The 15,906-nt window shown below is 54.7% G+C and carries 18 protein-coding genes; 2 read left to right on the top strand and 16 right to left on the bottom strand.

What is annotated here, in order from left to right:
• Positions 1-30 precede the first annotated feature (30 nt).
• The 7 genes from ESZ91_RS10250 to ESZ91_RS10220 all read right to left on the bottom strand — a co-directional run bounded on the left by ESZ91_RS10250 (position 31) and on the right by ESZ91_RS10220 (position 7,536).
• Positions 31-1,146, bottom strand: coding sequence for a DUF5677 domain-containing protein (locus ESZ91_RS10250; RefSeq protein ID WP_129226944.1), 1,116 nt, complete (start codon positions 1,144-1,146; stop codon positions 31-33).
• A gap of 23 nt (positions 1,147-1,169) precedes the next feature.
• On the bottom strand, positions 1,170-2,519 hold the full coding sequence (locus tag ESZ91_RS10245; protein ID WP_129226942.1) for an MATE family efflux transporter: 1,350 nt from the start codon (positions 2,517-2,519) through the stop codon (positions 1,170-1,172).
• 12 nt (positions 2,520-2,531) lie between these two features.
• Positions 2,532-3,737, bottom strand: coding sequence for an MFS transporter (locus tag ESZ91_RS10240; protein WP_129226940.1), 1,206 nt, complete (start codon positions 3,735-3,737; stop codon positions 2,532-2,534).
• Between the two features lie 10 nt (positions 3,738-3,747).
• Positions 3,748-4,194, bottom strand: coding sequence for a GNAT family N-acetyltransferase (locus tag ESZ91_RS10235; RefSeq protein WP_129226938.1), 447 nt, complete (start codon positions 4,192-4,194; stop codon positions 3,748-3,750).
• A 105-nt stretch (positions 4,195-4,299) separates the two neighbouring features.
• Positions 4,300-4,995, bottom strand: a complete 696-nt coding sequence (locus tag ESZ91_RS10230; RefSeq protein ID WP_201270903.1) for a vWA domain-containing protein — start codon at positions 4,993-4,995, stop codon at positions 4,300-4,302.
• Between the two features lie 78 nt (positions 4,996-5,073).
• On the bottom strand, positions 5,074-6,300 hold the full coding sequence (locus tag ESZ91_RS10225; RefSeq protein ID WP_129226936.1) for an aminopeptidase: 1,227 nt from the start codon (positions 6,298-6,300) through the stop codon (positions 5,074-5,076).
• Between the two features lie 9 nt (positions 6,301-6,309).
• On the bottom strand, positions 6,310-7,536 hold the full coding sequence (locus ESZ91_RS10220) for an aminopeptidase (RefSeq protein WP_129226934.1): 1,227 nt from the start codon (positions 7,534-7,536) through the stop codon (positions 6,310-6,312).
• Between the two features lie 137 nt (positions 7,537-7,673).
• Here ESZ91_RS10220 and ESZ91_RS10215 point away from each other — a divergent pair, with 137 nt between their 5' ends.
• Together ESZ91_RS10215 and ESZ91_RS10210 are read left to right on the top strand one after the other, a co-directional pair.
• Positions 7,674-8,321: a pentapeptide repeat-containing protein gene (locus tag ESZ91_RS10215; protein ID WP_161971139.1), complete on the top strand. Its 648-nt coding sequence runs from the start codon at positions 7,674-7,676 to the stop codon at positions 8,319-8,321.
• Positions 8,318-8,827 (top strand): GNAT family N-acetyltransferase, encoded by a 510-nt coding sequence (locus tag ESZ91_RS10210; protein WP_129226930.1) that lies wholly within the window; start codon positions 8,318-8,320, stop codon positions 8,825-8,827. Before ESZ91_RS10215 ends, ESZ91_RS10210 begins: the two co-directional genes overlap by 4 nt.
• A gap of 33 nt (positions 8,828-8,860) precedes the next feature.
• Here ESZ91_RS10210 and ESZ91_RS10205 read toward each other — a convergent pair whose 3' ends face one another.
• The 9 genes from ESZ91_RS10205 to rbfA all read right to left on the bottom strand — a co-directional run bounded on the left by ESZ91_RS10205 (position 8,861) and on the right by rbfA (position 15,865).
• On the bottom strand, positions 8,861-9,694 hold the full coding sequence (locus tag ESZ91_RS10205; protein ID WP_129226928.1) for an MBL fold metallo-hydrolase: 834 nt from the start codon (positions 9,692-9,694) through the stop codon (positions 8,861-8,863).
• Between the two features lie 3 nt (positions 9,695-9,697).
• Positions 9,698-10,141 carry a D-aminoacyl-tRNA deacylase gene (dtd, locus tag ESZ91_RS10200; protein ID WP_129226926.1) on the bottom strand — a complete coding sequence of 148 codons (444 nt, stop codon included), beginning with the start codon at positions 10,139-10,141 and terminating at the stop codon, positions 9,698-9,700.
• Between the two features lie 68 nt (positions 10,142-10,209).
• Positions 10,210-10,767, bottom strand: coding sequence for an elongation factor P (gene efp / locus ESZ91_RS10195; protein ID WP_129226924.1), 558 nt, complete (start codon positions 10,765-10,767; stop codon positions 10,210-10,212).
• Between the two features lie 32 nt (positions 10,768-10,799).
• Complete coding sequence (locus ESZ91_RS10190) at positions 10,800-11,852, bottom strand: aminopeptidase P family protein (protein ID WP_129226922.1); 1,053 nt, start codon at positions 11,850-11,852, stop codon at positions 10,800-10,802.
• A 52-nt stretch (positions 11,853-11,904) separates the two neighbouring features.
• A complete protein-coding gene (locus ESZ91_RS10185) occupies positions 11,905-12,747 on the bottom strand; it encodes a TIM barrel protein (protein ID WP_129226920.1) in 843 nt (280 codons plus the stop codon).
• Positions 12,744-13,631, bottom strand: a complete 888-nt coding sequence (gene ribF, locus ESZ91_RS10180) for a riboflavin biosynthesis protein RibF (RefSeq protein WP_129226918.1) — start codon at positions 13,629-13,631, stop codon at positions 12,744-12,746. Before ribF ends, ESZ91_RS10185 begins: the two co-directional genes overlap by 4 nt.
• A complete protein-coding gene (gene truB, locus ESZ91_RS10175; RefSeq protein WP_129226916.1) occupies positions 13,625-14,473 on the bottom strand; it encodes a tRNA pseudouridine(55) synthase TruB in 849 nt (282 codons plus the stop codon). The genes ribF and truB overlap by 7 nt, the downstream gene beginning before the upstream one ends.
• Positions 14,474-14,541: 68 nt before the next feature.
• Positions 14,542-15,498 carry a DHH family phosphoesterase gene (locus tag ESZ91_RS10170; RefSeq protein ID WP_129226914.1) on the bottom strand — a complete coding sequence of 319 codons (957 nt, stop codon included), beginning with the start codon at positions 15,496-15,498 and terminating at the stop codon, positions 14,542-14,544.
• Complete coding sequence (gene rbfA, locus ESZ91_RS10165; RefSeq protein WP_129226912.1) at positions 15,485-15,865, bottom strand: 30S ribosome-binding factor RbfA; 381 nt, start codon at positions 15,863-15,865, stop codon at positions 15,485-15,487. The genes ESZ91_RS10170 and rbfA overlap by 14 nt, the downstream gene beginning before the upstream one ends.
• Positions 15,866-15,906: the final 41 nt, after the last annotated feature.

The following is a 15,906-nucleotide window of genomic DNA, read 5'->3' as shown; positions in this document are numbered from 1 at the left end:
CGCCTTTTTTTAAAAGGCGCGCCGATTTCGTCAATCCGGGTATTTGACCGCGATGATCTTATTGTTGCGGACAATGATGTTCATATAGCCGTCGATGCTCTTCAAATAATTGTCGCATTCCGACGCTTTGATTGAACTTTCGCGGTAGCGTGCGACGTAAAGTTTGATCTGCTCCACGATATTCGTGAGCGAACGGTACAATTCGAACAGCGTGAATTTATAAAATTTGTCGTCGCGGATGGTCACGACCCACGCCGAGGGGTGCAGGATCTTGCTTGCGCTCGCATAGGCGGGATGCCTGCCTCCCTGCCCCGCAAGGCGCTGCAAGCCCTCTTTGAAATTGAGGCGGTATTCCTTGCCCACTTCTTCCTTGAATCCGGGCACGTATAAAAGCCAGCCGTAATTGATAAAGGCGTTCCGTTCCTTCACGCCGTATTGTTTACATTCCTCAGACAGGCGCTTTTGCAGTTCTTCTCCGTTGGGACTGCCCTCCATATTGAAATATTCCATGTGCTTGATGTACTTGAAGAACATTTCGTCGTCCGCGTTGTTCAAAACGAGCAGCACGCATTCAAGTTCGTGGAGATGCCGCCACAAAATGACCGCGTCGCAACTGTTGCCGCCCGCAAGCAGGCTGATCACGCTTTTAATGGTGATCATCGCCTTTTTGAAGAGATTATTGATCCCGTTCATGCGCCTGTTTTCGCCGCGGAACGAACCGAGCACGAAGAGCGAATAACTGCACGCCATGTTGTACGCGGCGATCTCGGGGGAATATTCGGAAGTATTGGAAAGTTTTTCGACGTTGAGGTGCTCGTTGATGACCATGTACACCGCCACGTCGCGCACGAGAAAACCGCGGTAGTTTTCATCCCCTTCCAACTGCGCGACGAGCGGCTGCGGCAGGTGCGCCGTATGGAAAAGATGATAATAGAACACATAACTCACGATCTCGTCCAGACGCACGGCGTCGAGTTGGCGGAGAACGATCTTGCGCTTTTGCAGTTCCTCCTTATATCGCTCTTTGACGCGGTAATACATGGCGCGCATAAATTCCTTATCGGGCGTCTTGCCCGTCTTGCGGGCGAGGCGGGTGATCTGCGCGTCGAAAATGTTCGATTCCATCTGTTCGAGAAAATTGGCCATAGTTCCTCCTTATCATAGCAATATCATCTGCCGCTTGCCGCGATATAAGACTTTTTCAGGCACGGGCGGCGGAAATAATAGGCGAGCGCGACAAACGTCGAGAGCGTCCAGCCGACGGGCCACGCCCAGCATACGCCCGCAAATCCCATCGACGGAGTCAATATAAACGCGAACGCGACGCGCAGCAGCAAATCGGTAAAAGTGCTGACCATAAAGCCCGCGTTGCCGCCGCTCCCGCGCACCGCCGCGTCCGCCGAAACTTTGACGTTCACGGCGAAGAAAAAGGGCGATACGATGCGGACAAACTGCACGCCCGCTTCCAGAGTCTTTGCGGTATCCTCCTCTTCCGATAAAAACAGTTTGACGAGCGGTTCCGCAAACGAGAACACCGCCGCGAAAAACGCAGCCACGAGCAGCGTGGAAATGACGAGTTCCGCGTAAAATCCGCGCTTGATGCGAGTAAACTCGTGCGCGCCGTAATTTTGCGAAACGAAATTGGTCAGCCCGTTGGCGCACGTGCAGAAACAGGTGGTGCAGAAGATCATCAGTTTAGAACCCGCCGTAAAGCCCGCCATCACCGCATCGCCGTAGCCGTTGATCTTGACCTGCACGATGAGATTCCCCACCGAAACGAAACTGTTTTGCAGCGCCACGGGAAGCGCCAAAAGGAGCAGCATTTTTAAGAGCGCTCCTGAAAATATTTTCGGTTTTTCCTCTGTTTTGATTTTTTTCAGGCGCAGAAAAACCGCGAACAGCGTCAGAAGACACGCCGCGCCCTGCGCGATGAACGTCGCCCACGCGACGCCCGCGATCCCCCACGGCCGCACCATGAAATAATCCAATATCACGTTGGTCACAGACGAAAACACGAGAAAATAAAAGGGCGTGCGGCTGTCGCCCAGCGCGGAAAAGATACCCGTTCCGAGATTGTACAGGATGAGAAACGGCAATCCCATGTAGTAGATATTGAGGTACACGACGCTCGCGTCGAGCACGTTCGAGGGCGTTTTGAGCGCACGCAGAATGGGCGCGCAGGAGGCGAGCCCCGCCGTCATGAGCAGGACGCTGAACGCCCCGAAAGCGATCAGCCCCGTATAGACGGATGATTTGACTTTGGCGTTTTCCTTTGCCCCGAAACAGCGGGAGACAAGCACCGCGCAGCCTGCGTTCGCGCCGAGCGCGATCGCCATCAGGATATTGACGATCGCCGTCGATGCGCCGATCGCCGCAAGCGCGGATCTCCCCGCGAATTTCCCCGCGATGACGGTATCCGCCAACGTGTAAAGTTGCTGAAAGACGGCGCTGCCCAACAACGGCAATATGTATTTTAAAAGGACTTTCCACGGTTTTCCCACCGTAAGATCGGTATTCATATTCTCGTACTTCTATTTTAAAATTTGCGGAAGATCATCTTGCTTTCTTTTTCCCGTTTTGGAAAAAAAGATCACGGCAACGGCGAGTACGGGAAACAGCGCGCCCGCACCCAGCCCAAAGGAAATGCTGCCGAACGTATCGGACAGCGCGCCCACCGCCGTGGGACCGAGAGAACAGCCCACGTCGCCCGCCAAGGCGAAAAAGGCGAACATGGCGGTACCCCCTTTCGGGCACTCCCTGGCGGCGAAACTGAACACGCCCGGCCACATGATGCCAACGAAAAATCCCACGACGCCGCACCCGACGAGCGCAAGCGCCGCCGCGGGCGAAAAGACGCACATCGCATATCCCGCGATACAGCCCGTACCCGCGATGAGCAGCGCCGTGCGGATGGGGATGCGTTCCCCGAATTTGGAAAACAGCACGCGCGACACGCCCATGCAAAGTGCGAAGGCGCACGGCCCGAGAATATCTCCCAGCGTTTTGGAAATGTTGAGTCCCGATTCCGCAAACGCGGACGCCCATTGGCTGATTGCCTGTTCTGCGCTGCCCGCGCATACCATTAAGATCGCGAAAAACCAAAACTTTTTGGTGGACAGGAGTTGCCGCACGGGCTGGCTCTCCCCTTCTTCCACCAGTTTATAAATGGGCACGAAGAGGAAATACACGCCGTTCAAGAGCGGCACCGCCGCCCAGATACAGGCGAGTATCCTCCAGTTCCCGATGCCGAAAATTGCGAAAAACAGCGTGGAAAGCAGAATGACAGCCATCTGTCCCCAACTGTAAAAGGAATGCAAAAGGCTCATTTTCGCCTTTTTATCCTCGAAAGGCAGAGCCTCCGTCACGGGACTGACGAGCACTTCCAACAGTCCGCCGCCGACGGCATAAACGGCGGAGGCGATAAACAGTCCCGCCCACGGCACGGGCAGAAGATCGGGAAGAAAGGCCAGAAGCAGAAGCCCGACGCAGGCAAAGCCGTGCGCGGCGAAGAGGCACGGCCGATAGCCGATCTTATCCACGAACAGCGACGACGCGAGATCGACGAGCAGTTGAACCCCGAAATTGACGGTGATCATCGCCCCGATGAGCGTCAGACTGATATTGTAATCCGCCACAAAGGTGACGAACAGGAGAGGTGCGAAATTGACGACGATCGCCTGCGTGATGTAGCCTATGTAACACGCGCCGAGCGTGTGGTTGACGCCTAATTTTTTCATACGTATATCTCTATCCGAGTTCTTTCACCATCTGTCCGTATTCGAGAGGCCGATAGCCGAGCCGCTCGTAGAGAGAACGCGCGCGCACGTTGTCCTCTTCCACTTCCAGACGAAGGCGGCGGATATTTTCGCGCGCGGCGAGCGCTTCGATAAAGGCGAACGCCTCTTTCCCCAATCCCTTGCTGCGGTATGCGGGACGCATATACATTTCTTCCAGCCATAAAACGAGCCCGCCCGCCTCGCGCGAGTAGGTCTTGGCGGTGAGCAGGTAGCCGACGATCTCGCCCTCCCACTCTATCATATAAGCCGACGCGTACTCTTTCGAGCGCATCAGTTCGTCGAACGCCGCCTCGTGATAAGCGGCGGGAATATCGTGCAATACCGCTTCCGACTTGTAAAATTCGTCGGATAAGCGCAAAAATGAATCGCGGTCGTTTCGGGTGATTTCTCTTATCATTTTACAGCCTCGTCTTTGTTTTCAACATTATACCCTTTTTCTACGGTAAAAGCAACTTGAAAGCGGGGCTTTTCTTACGAATATCGCCCCGCTTTTTTCATTTTTTTATTTGTCTTTTTTCGGGCATACCATCAACGGAAGAATTTTCGCCCGTACCGCGGGACGCTTGGGAGCGCCTTTTTTTTCACCCGCCTTCCATTCTTCGGAAACGGTTTCGCCAGCGCGCATCATACAGACCGCTTTGGCCACGCTGTCGAACGTATACTGCACGCCCTCCGCGCTCGCCGCAAAGTTCGCCGCGCGCTCTCTGCCGATCCCGATTCCGCCCGCGACCTGCTCCGCGTCGATATTCGCGCCCAGAAAGAGAAATTCCCAGTTGTATTTCTGTTTCTGATGCTCAATCATCCCGCGCACTCGTTTTTGCGTATATTCGCGGCTGGCGTTTTCGAAACCGTCCGTCGTGACGGCGACGATCACGCGGTCGGGCCGTTCGCTCTCGACGAGCGCGGCAAGTTTTTGCCCCGCTTCCGCCACGGTACGCCCCACTGCGTCGTACAGCGCCGTACTGCCGCGCACATAGTATTTGTCTTCGCCGAGGCGGGGCGTCGTCCGTAAATTTTCGCGATCGAATACCGTCTCAGTCTTATCGTCGAAAAGCACGAGCGTGACCGCGCCCTCAACCTTTTGTTCTTTCTGCTTTTCGATAAAAGCGTTGAAACCTCCGATCACGTCCTTTTCGAGCCCGCCCATCGAGCCGCTCCTGTCGAGAATGAAAATGATCTCCGTAAAATTTTTGCGCATATTCCGATGCCTCCTTGTTTCGATGGCATCAGTATAGCGCAAATCTTTCAACATTTGGTCGCTTTCCGAGCGACATTTTTAAATCGCCCAGTTACCGTTTACGAATATGGGCACGCGCGCACCGTCCTCCGTTTCGCCTTCGATGGAAAGGTCGCGGGCGCCGATCATGAAATCGACGTGGATCATCGAATCGTTGACGCCGAGTTCTTTGATCTTTTCGTCGGAATAATTTTCATAACCCTTCACGCACATGGAAAAGCCCCTGCCGAGCGCAAGGTGGCAACTGGCGTTTTCGTCGAACAGCGTATTGTAAAAGAGCAGACCGCTCTCGTTGATAGGCGAATCGAACGGCACGAGCGCGCATTCGCCGAGATAGGACGCGCCCTCGTCCATGGCGAGCATTTTTTTGAGCACTTCTTCGCCCTTTTCCGCCGCAGCCTCCGTCACTTTTCCGTCCGCAAAGCGCAGATGAAAGTTTTCGATCAACTGCCCCTGATAAGAGAGCGGCTTCGTCGAGTACACGACACCCTCCGCCAAGCCGCGTCGGGGAGTCGTGAACACCTCTTCCGACGGAATGTTCGGATTGAAATAGCGGCCCGAAAGCGTCGTTTCGCCGCCGCCTGCAAACACGCCTTCGGGCATGAGCCCCACGGTAAGGTCGGTGCCGTTGGACGAACGGTAAAAAAGTTTTTTCAGATGAAGTCCGTTCAGGATACGGCAGCGTTCGGAAAGATTTTTATTGTGTTCGTTCCAGTTGCCGATGGGATTGCCTTCCGCGCGGGAACAGCGCAAGATCGCCTCCCATAATTTTTCTTCGGCAGCCTGCGCGTTTTTTTCTTTGGGAAATACTTTTTTCGCCCAGTTTTTGCCCGCGACCGCCGCGATACACCACTGATATTTATTTTCCATCGCGTCGCGGTAGGGTTTGATCTTGGGAAAGCGGCGCATGGAGGCGCTGCTCACTTTGTGCGCGTCCACGCCGTTCATGCCGTCGGGATCCGCCGATTCCAGATAAATGACGGCGGGAAGAGAGAGCGACTGGTCGCGCAGTTTTTCTTCCTGCCAGGGCGCGACTTCCGCGAGGGTATCCTCGCTCTGATAAATCGCGTTGAGCCTGGAAACGGGCTGATGCGACCATTCCACGCGCACGTTCCTTGCGCCCGCACGGTAACATTCTTCCGCCACGTACGCCACGAATTCGGGCTGGTCGAGTTCCGCGCGAATGATCACGTCCTGCCCGCTCTTTACGTTGACGCCCGTCTTGGCGATGAGTTTCGCATAATTTTTCAAAACAGTCTTTTTCATGGTTTCTCCTTAAAACGCCCAGTTGCCGCGCTCGAAAATGGGCAGGCGCGCGCCCTCTTTCGTAACGCCCGTGATGAACAGATCGCGCGTGCCAACCATAAAATCGACGTGCACGGAAGAATCGTTGATGCCCATTGCGGCGAATTGTTCGCGCCCGTATGAGGCAAAGTTCTTCACGGTATTGGTATAGCCGCGCCCGAGCGCCAGATGGCAGGCGGCGTTTTCATCAAACAGGGTGTTATAGAATAAAATACCGCTCTTGTTGATGGGAGAATCGCAGGGCACGAGCGCGCATTCGCCCAGATAGCACGAGCCTTCGTCCATGTTGATGATGTCGCCAAGCAGTTTTTCATTCTCCTCCGCGCCCCACTCGACCGCCTTTCCGTTCTCGAAACGTATCCAGAAATCCTCGATGAGTTCGCCCCCGTAGGAGAGCGGCCGCGTCGCGCGCACCAGTCCCTGCGCCGAATTTTTGAGAGGCGTGGTGAACACCTCTTCGGTGGGAATGTTGGGGTTGAAATAATGTCCGTCCGCCGTCACCTTTTTGCCCGCGATGAATTCCGCTTCGGGGATGAGGGCTATGGAAAAATCCGTGCCGTTGGAACTTTTATATTCGAGGGACGCAAGTCCCATGGCGTTGAGTTTTTCGCAGCGCTCCTTCAAGGCGCGGTTATGCCACATCCAGTCGGTGAGAGGATCCTTCCCCGCCGCGCGGGAAGTTTCCAATATGAGTTGCCACAATTTTTCCACCGCCGCGTTGGAACGCTCGTCGGGGAAAATCTTTTTCGCCCAACCAACGGAAGGCACAGCCGCCACGCACCACTGATAGCGGTTGGTCATGCGGTCCTGATAAGGTTTGGTAATGAGCGAGCGCACCGCTTGCGCCTTGGTGAGTTTGTCGCGGTCTACGCCCTTCATGCCGTCGGGGTCGGCGGACAGGATCTTGATGCGTACGGGCAGTTTTTCCGTGCGCTCTTTTAAAAGTTCCTCTTCCCACGAAGGCACCTGCGAGAGCGTCTTTTGCGATTCGAAGCGGGCGGCGAGGCGGTCGACCGCCTGGCTCGACCACTCGACACGCACGCTGCGCGCGCCCGCCTTGTAGCATTCTTCGCACAAATACGTGACGAACGCGGGCTGGTCGGGCTCGGCAAAAATTTCCACGTCCTGCCCGGGGCGTATATTTCCGCCGACAACGGCGATGAGTTTCGCGTAATTTTTCAGCAGACTTTTTTTCATGGTTCTCCTCCCTTGGTCCTTTCCCCTTTATGATACTATTTTTACCGCGAAAAGTCAACGTTTCCGCCGGATCCGCGCTTGACAGCAGGGTAATTATACGATATACTGAAACAATCAAATTCACGGAGGCAACGATCATGCGCATTTTGCAGCCCGAATTTCCCGAGCCGCTTTATCCCGCCGATTTTTCCGCCGCAGTATCGGAATACCGCGACACGGAAGAGCGCATCGAACAAAAAATTTTCAAAAATTTCCGCGCCGAAAACGAACGGTTCGGGCACGCCGAATTTTTCGGCTGCGTGTTCGAAAACTGCAAATTCAACGACTGTGCCTTCGAACGCTTCGAATATACCAACGCCGTGTTCCGCGGCTGCGATTTTTCCAACGGCAGCCTACGCAATTCCTATTTCAAGCAGTGCGCCTTTCTGCAATCCAAATGGATGGGCGCGGATCTGTCCGAAAGCGTCCTGAAAGAGATCGTCGCGACGGGCTGTAACTTTTCTTACGCCAATCTGAACGCGGAAAAAATGCAGAACGCCTGCTGGAAGGAGTGCGATTTTTCTTTTGCCGACGTCGCCATGGGCAAACTGAAAGGCGTCGCCTTTTCCAAATGCGATTTTACGCGCGTGAATTTTTACACGACCTCGCTCAAAGGGATTAATTTGAGCGACAGCAAATTGAGCGGCATCGAGATCTCCGCCGATCTTTCCGAACTCAAAGGCGCGACAATCAACGCCGTGCAGGCGGCGGATCTAATCAAAAATCTGGGGGTGATCGTGCAATGATCGCGGAAACGGAGCGCACGTTCTTTTGCGAACTGACCGAATGCGATTTCGGCAATCTGTGCACGATTTTGCAGGACGAGAAGGCGATGTACGCCTACGAACACGCCTTTTCGGAGGGCGAAGTGCGCGAATGGCTCGAACGACAGATCGAACGGTACCGCATATACGGGTTCGGGCTGTGGGCTGTAAAAGACAAAAAAAGCGGCGAATTTCTCGGCCAGTGCGGGATCACCATGCAGAAATGGGACGACGCGCTCGTGCCCGAGATCGGCTATCTTTTCCGCAGAAAATTCTGGCATCGGGGTTACGCGACCGAATGCGCCGCCGCCTGCAAACGTTACGCTTTCGAAAAGTTGGATTTTCCCGCCGTATATTCCATTATCCGCGAAAACAATCTGCCCTCGATCGCGGTCGCCGTGCGAAACGGCATGATACCCGTCGGCAAACAGACCAAATATTATTACGGAATGGTCATGCCCCATATCGTCTATGAAGTAAAGCGTTAAGAAAACCCGCCGCACAAATTGTACGGCGGGTTTTTAAATTTCGATCGTCATGCCGTCGTAGGCGGCGATAAATCCGAATTTTGCGGCGAGCGAATCCATATCTTTCCGAAAAGGCGCGGCGTTGTGCGAAAAGTGCGTTATGACCGCCCGCACGTCGGGCGCGGCTGCGCCGATTCTCAAAAGTTTTTCCAAGACCTGCGCGTTCTCGTACACGTTCATATGCCTTCCCGAATGAATCTCCTGACTGCCGCCGAGCGTACAGTCGAAACTCACGAGGTCGGCGCGCAGTTTATGCTCCCGCAGAAAATCATACAAACCCTCGTCGGGCAGACCCGTATCGTTGAGATACAATATTCCCTTTCCGTCCTTGCGGATAAAATAGACGAGCGCGCGCTCGGAAGGCGTATGCTTTGCGGGAAGCGCGTACACTTCGTATCCGCCGCAGTCGAAAGCCGTAAAAGGTTCCGCCGTTATAAAGCGGATATCGGCGCGCACGTCATCCTTGATCTCCCGCGCGGTACCTTCTGCGAATACTTCCCGCACAGTTTCGTCGCCGTAAATGCGCAGTGTTTTTGCGCGCATGCCGTAGGCGAATTTATAGCCGCGGTTCACGAGTTCCTGCGCGTAAAAATGATCGGTATGCGAATGCGTCACGAGAAGATGCGACACGGCGGACAAATCTATTCCGAAACGCACGGTGTGATAATAGGTTTCGGGCGGAAGATCGACGAGCAGCGTTTCGTCGATCAGCGCCTGCGAGCGGGTACGCAGTTCGCCCAGTTCGCGCGCCATTTTACAGGCTGCGCAGTTGCAGAATACCGCGGGAAAGCCTTCCGCCGCCGCGGTGCCGAGATAACGTATCCGCATCGTTTACGCCTCGCTTTCGATCAGAATACTCACGGGCCCGTCGTTGTACTGCTCGATCTTCATATCCGCACCGAACACGCCGGTACAAACGGGTATCCCGTATCCGATCAGTTCTTCTTTTACGATTTCATAAAGGGGCTGCGCCGTTTCGGGGCGCGCCGCCGCGATAAAACTCGGGCGGTTGCCGTGCGTACAGTCGCCGTAGAGCGTGAACTGGGAAATGAGCAAAATTTCGCCGCCCTCGTCTTTGACGGAAAGATTCATTTTGCCGTTCTCATCCTCGAATATGCGCAGATGCGCAATCTTTTTTGCGATAAATTCCGCCTGCGCGCGCGTATCCCCCTCTTTCACGCCGAGATAGACCGCCAAACCGAACGGAATCTCCGATACGGGTTTTCCTCCGACAGACAGCGCCGTTTTGCGCACGCGCTGAACCAATGCACGCATGATTTCCTCCTTACAAAGTTACGCGGCGGACGGAAAATCCGTTCGCCGCGCGCCTGATTCGATTTAAATTACTTTACGCGCTCCATGTACTCGCCCGTACGGGTATCAACGCGGATCACTTCGCCCTCGTTCACGAACATGGGAACCTGGATCTTTGCGCCCGTTTCCAAAGTCGCCATTTTAGTGGCGTTGGTCGCGGTATTGCCTTTCACGCCGGGTTCCGCCTCGACGATCTTCAACTCGACAAAGTTTTCGCACTCCACCGAAAACGCGGCGCCCTTATAAAAACGCACGGTCACGGGATCGTTCTCTTTGATATATTTCAAGGCGTCCTCTACCTGATCGTGATTGAGCGGGGTCAGGTTGAATTCTTCGTCCATGAACCAATACAGTTCACCGTCCGAATAGGAATAAGTCATCTTTTTCGTTTCGATATGTGCGTTTTCCACCTTTTCGGAAGGGTTGAACGTAAGTTCCAAAACGGCGCCCGTTACAACGTTTTTCAGTCTAGTGCGCACGAAAGCCGCGCCCTTGCCCGGTTTGACGTGCTGAAACTCTACGACGACGTATACGTTGCCGTTGTATTCGATGGTGACGCCCTTTCTGAAATCTCCTGCTGCAATCATAAAATAATCTCCTTTAATCTATCTGAATTAAATTATAAAATAATCAATTTTTTATCCGAACGCATGAACGATTCGACTTTGCCGTCTTTCAGCCGCACGCTGTCCTCGATGCGGATGCCGAATTCTCCTTCGAAATATACGCCCGGCTCGATGGAAAAGACCATATCGTCTTTCAGCGTACAGTCCGCCCCGATGCGTAAGGTGGGATATTCGTGAATATTGATGCCGATCCCGTGCCCCAGAGAATGGGTAAAGAACTTGTCCAGTCCCTGCTTTTCCAAAACGCCGCGCGCGAGCGCATCCGCTTCGTGTCCGCTCATGCCTGCGCGGATATGCTCCGCAGCGTTCATGTGGGCATCGTAAACGTGAGCGTAAATTTTTGCGAAATGGTCGTCCGCGCTCTTTCCGAAAAGGCAGGTGCGCGTGATGTCCGAACAGTAACCGCCCACTTTGCAGCCGAAATCCAGAAGCACGGGCATTCCCTTTTCGAGTTTGGTATCGTCGGGCGCGTGGTGCGGCACGGAAGAGTTTTTACCGAACGCCGCGATGGTCTCGAAGGAACGGTCGCCCGCGCCGAATGCGCGCATATAGTATTCGAGCCGCGCGGCGACTTCGTTTTCCGTATCGCCCTCTTTCAACTCGCCGTACAACTTGTCCAACGCCTTTTCTGCGATCTCGCACGCGGCGGCGACGTTTTGCATTTCTTCGTCCGTCTTGACGCTCATCGCCTCGACGAACGCGGGCATACTGTCCGTCAGTTTGAATTTGTATTTTTTATAAACCGCCGCCTCGGGCACGCTGACGCGTTCCATGGGGACGGCGAGTTTTTTGACTTTTTTGGTTTTGATATAATCGAAAACGGATGCGGCGGATTTGGCGATCTCTACCTTGGTATCCTGCCCTTTCAGCGCTTCTTTCGCGCCTTCCGCATAGCGCGGGTCGGTAAAGAAAACGCTCTCTTCCCAATCCGTGTAGACATATCCGAACGAACTAAAAAAACCCGTCAGATAAGCGCGCAGATCGCAACTTTCGGTAAGCATGGCTTCCGCCTGCAACGCGCGGAGAAGTTTTTTTGTATTGTCCATAAAAATATTTTACCAAATTTTTTTTATTTAGTCAATTTATTCTGTGCGGTTTTCAGGCATTATATATGCGTTTCATCGCAAGCGCGTCTTCCGCCTGCGTGCCCGCCGATTCCGACACGATATAGGGTTCGAGTTTCAACTCTTTCAGCGCGACGGCGAGCGGCTCGAATTCGGGTCCGTACGTTTCGTCCTCGAAGGTCAGATGGCGCACTTCTCCCTTTGCCGAATACTGAATTTTGGAAAAATGCACGTGAAAATGTTTTACGCGCTCGTATCCGAGTTCGCCGACCATATATTCCAGCCGCGACTTATAATCGGAGACCGTCTTCAAACTGCCGCCCTCGCGCGCGTTGATATGCCCGAAATCAATGGCGGGGAGAAAAATTTCGTCGATCTTGCAAAAGGCGACGATCTCCTCGAGCGTGCCGATCTGCCCGAGTTTTCCCATCGTTTCGGGACAGAATAAAAGATCCTGCATATCGTTGAGATAGATATAATCGCGCAAAATTTTCAGCCGTTCGGCGGTAAGGGCGACGGCTTCCTCACGCAACATTTTGCCCTGCGTCGCCGCGTGAAAGACACATCGTCTGCCGCCCATCAGTTTCAAAAACCGACCGCTGTCAAGCACGTAATGATAGGACTTCTGCGCGCTCTCGTCCAGGGGATTCGCAAAATTGATATAGTAAGGCGCGTGCACGCTGATCTCAATCCCCTCGGCGGCAAATGCCTCACCGATGGAAATCGCCTTACCCTCGCCCATGTGCACGCCCCTGCCGAAAGAATATTCATAGCAGTCGAGTCCCCGCTCGCGCACGTATTTCGCCGCGTCCTCGGTATGGGAAAGTCCCGCAGCAAAGAAAGATTCGCTGTTGCCGCTCGGTCCGAATTTAATCATCTGATCTTCTCCAAATCTATTTTCAACTGCGCTTTGAGCGCATCCGCGCTTTCGAATTTCCGTATGTCCCGCAGCCGACCGTCGAAATATACGACGATCTCTTCGCCGTACAGATCGCCTTTGTAGCCGTCCAAGTATACTTCCAGAACCACCCGCTCGTCGCCGAAGGTCGGACGCGCGCCGTAGTTCGCGATACCGCGGAACTCTCTGCCCCCGATCGGCACGCTCACCGCGTACACGCCTTGCCGGAGCGGAAATTTTTCGTTTGAAAGGTGCAGGTTTGCGGTGGGAAAGCCAAGTTTCGAGCCTACGCGCCGTCCCTCCGTGGAAACTCTGCCCGCAACGAAATAGCGGCCGCCCAATAGTTGATTCAGTTTTTCGACGTCGCCCGCCGCAAGATATTCTTTGGCGAGCGACGCCGCCGCCTTGTGTTCGTAAATGCCGACCAAGGGCAGGACCGTCAAAGACGCGCCGTGTTCGAACGCCGCTCTTTTCACGTCCTCCGCCGTCCCCGCCGCGTCGCGCCCGAAAGTGAAATCCTCGCCGCAAACGAGCGCGCGCACGTTGCATTTTGCAAAGACCGCGCGCAGAAATTCTTCCTTTTGCGTGCGCTTGAACGTGTCGTCGAATCGCGCCGCAAGCGCGAAATCCGCGCCGAGGCTTTCAAAAAGGCGGACGCGCTCATCGAACACGTAGATCTGCCCGCCCTTTTTGCCGCCGTAAAAGGTCATCACGCCGACTTTCAGATTTTCTTTCGCCGCGCGGTTCATCGCGGCGTGCAGCAGGGCGCGGTGACCGATGTGCATTCCGTCGAAATAACCGAGCATGAGCACGCACGGCTCTTCCATCCGCTCCGCGGAATCGTAGTCGATAATTTTCAGCATAATTTCGTCCTTGCGCGGATGACGCCCCCGCCCGCCTCCGCAACGCCGTAAAACGCGCCGTCCAGCCACAGAGTATAGAATCCTTCGCCCGCAAACGGCTGCGTGAGCCCGTCTTTGAGACGCTTTGCCGTAAGATCGGAAAAGTCCGCGCGGGGATAAGAAAGCACGTTCCGCACAGGGATCAAAAACTCCTGCCAGTTGTCCTTTTGCAGAACGTCGGGCGAAACGGCGTCTTTCAGATCGAACATACCGCTCTTTTCGCGCACGAGAGAAGTCATGATCGCCTTAGTGCCCAGAGCCGCCGCCAGATCGCGCGCGATCGCGCGGATATACGTGCCGCCGCCGCAACGTATGCGAAAGGAATATTCGCCCTCGCCCGTCTTTTCAAGAAGGTCGAGCGAATATATCGCGACTTTCTTTTTTTCCAGCGTGAAGGGAATGCCTTTTCGCGCCAGATCGTACGCGCGCGCGCCATGCACGCATTTTGCGGAATACAGCGGCGGTTCCTGCATGATCTCCCCGACCTGCGAGGAAAGCGCAGCCCTGATCTCCTCTTCGCAAGGAACGCGGCCCGCATCGTACTTTACGTCGCCCGTGCTGTCGAGCGTGTCGCTGTCCGCGCCGAACAGAAAGGCGGCGCGGTACTGTTTTTCCTTATCGAGAAGATAGTCGAAAAGGCGCGTAGCGTTGCCCACGCCGACGGGAAGGACGCCGCCCGCCATGGGATCGAGCGTACCCATATGCCCGCAGGACAGCCCCGTAACGCGCTTAACGCGTCCCACGACCGCCGCGCTGGACGCGCCCGCGGGTTTATCAATATTGAGAATTCCGCTCGGCGTCATTCCTTTTTCCTCCGTTTTTCGCAAGGCGGGGCGGCGCAAAAAAATTTGCGCGCCGCCCCGCCGACCTTTTAGTCTTCGATATGCTGGCGGATGGTGTATACGAGTTTATCCACCACCTCTTCCAGTTCGCCGCCGATCATACAGCCGCTGGCAAGCACGTGCCCGCCGCCGCCGTAAACGGACGCGATCTTGTTTACGTTCGATCTTCCCTTGGAACGTAAAGATATCTTAAAGGAATGCGGCTTGGTCTCCAACAGGCACGCAGCCACTTCCACTCCGTCCACGGAGAGGGGAAAATCGATGAAACCTTCGGTCATGTCCGCGGAGGCGCCGCATTCTTCGAGCGTCTTTTTCCCGACGGAAATAAGCGCGATCTTGTCGCCGTAAAAGTAACGTATCTTCGACATCGTCCTGCCGAATAACAGCGCGCGTTCGCGCGGCTGACGCTTGAACATATTGTACTGTATCTCGTGGATATCCGCACCGCACCGCAGCAGTTTCGCCGCAGTCAGAAACGTGTTTTCCGTCACGTTCTTATGCGCGAAATTGCCCGAATCGGAACTGACGCCGAGCAGCAGGCAGTTCGCCGTGTGCACGTCGATGGGTACTTCCAGTTCATCCGCGAGCGCGGTGACGATCTCGCAGGTCGCGGCGCGCTCCTCCACATAGCAGTAATCCCCGAAACGGGTATTGGAAACGTGGTGGTCGATGTTGAATTTGATTTTTTTCGATTTGGTAAACGTTTCGCACAGCGCACCGAGGCGCGCCTCGTCGCTCGAATCCACCGCGATGAACGCCTGCGCGTCCTTGGTGGGTGCGGACGCGACTTCGCGCATTCCCTCCAAAAAGAAAAATTTTGCGGGAACAGGGCTTTCGCACACCACTTCGGACGGAATCCCGCACGCGCGCAGAAGGCCTTGCAGCCCCAATGCCGCGCCGAGCGTGTCGCCGTCGGGACGCATATGACAGAAAATCGCCGCGCTTTCAATGGTTTTCAGTTTATCTGCAATTTCACGTAACGTCATCGTTCTTCGGCTCCGTATCGTGGATCCCCTTGATGATGCGGTCGATCTTGTCGCCGTATTCCATGCTGTCGTCCACGAAAAAGTGCAGTTCGGGGACCGTGCGCATGGTCATCACCTGCGCCAGTTCGTGGCGGATAAAGCCCGCGTGTTTCTGGATCTCGGCAAAAGTCGCCGCTTCTTCCTCGCGGTTCTTCCCGTACACGCTGATATAAATTTTTGCGCTCTTCAAATCGGGCGAAACGTCCGCCTTGGTCACGCTGACGAGCCCCTTGATCTCGCTCGTCTTATATTTCAGTTTTGTGGATATGATCTCGTAAACGGCTTTTTGATATTCGCCCGAAAGCCGCTTTCCGCGCATATTTTGCATAAAAACCTCCGAAAGATGCGCGATGCGTCAAAATAACGCAT

Origin of the sequence: Candidatus Borkfalkia ceftriaxoniphila (assembly GCF_004134775.1) — a bacterium.
Lineage (GTDB): Bacteria > Bacillota > Clostridia > Christensenellales > Borkfalkiaceae > Borkfalkia > Borkfalkia ceftriaxoniphila.
This window is presented reverse-complemented; position numbering and strand designations above follow the sequence as displayed.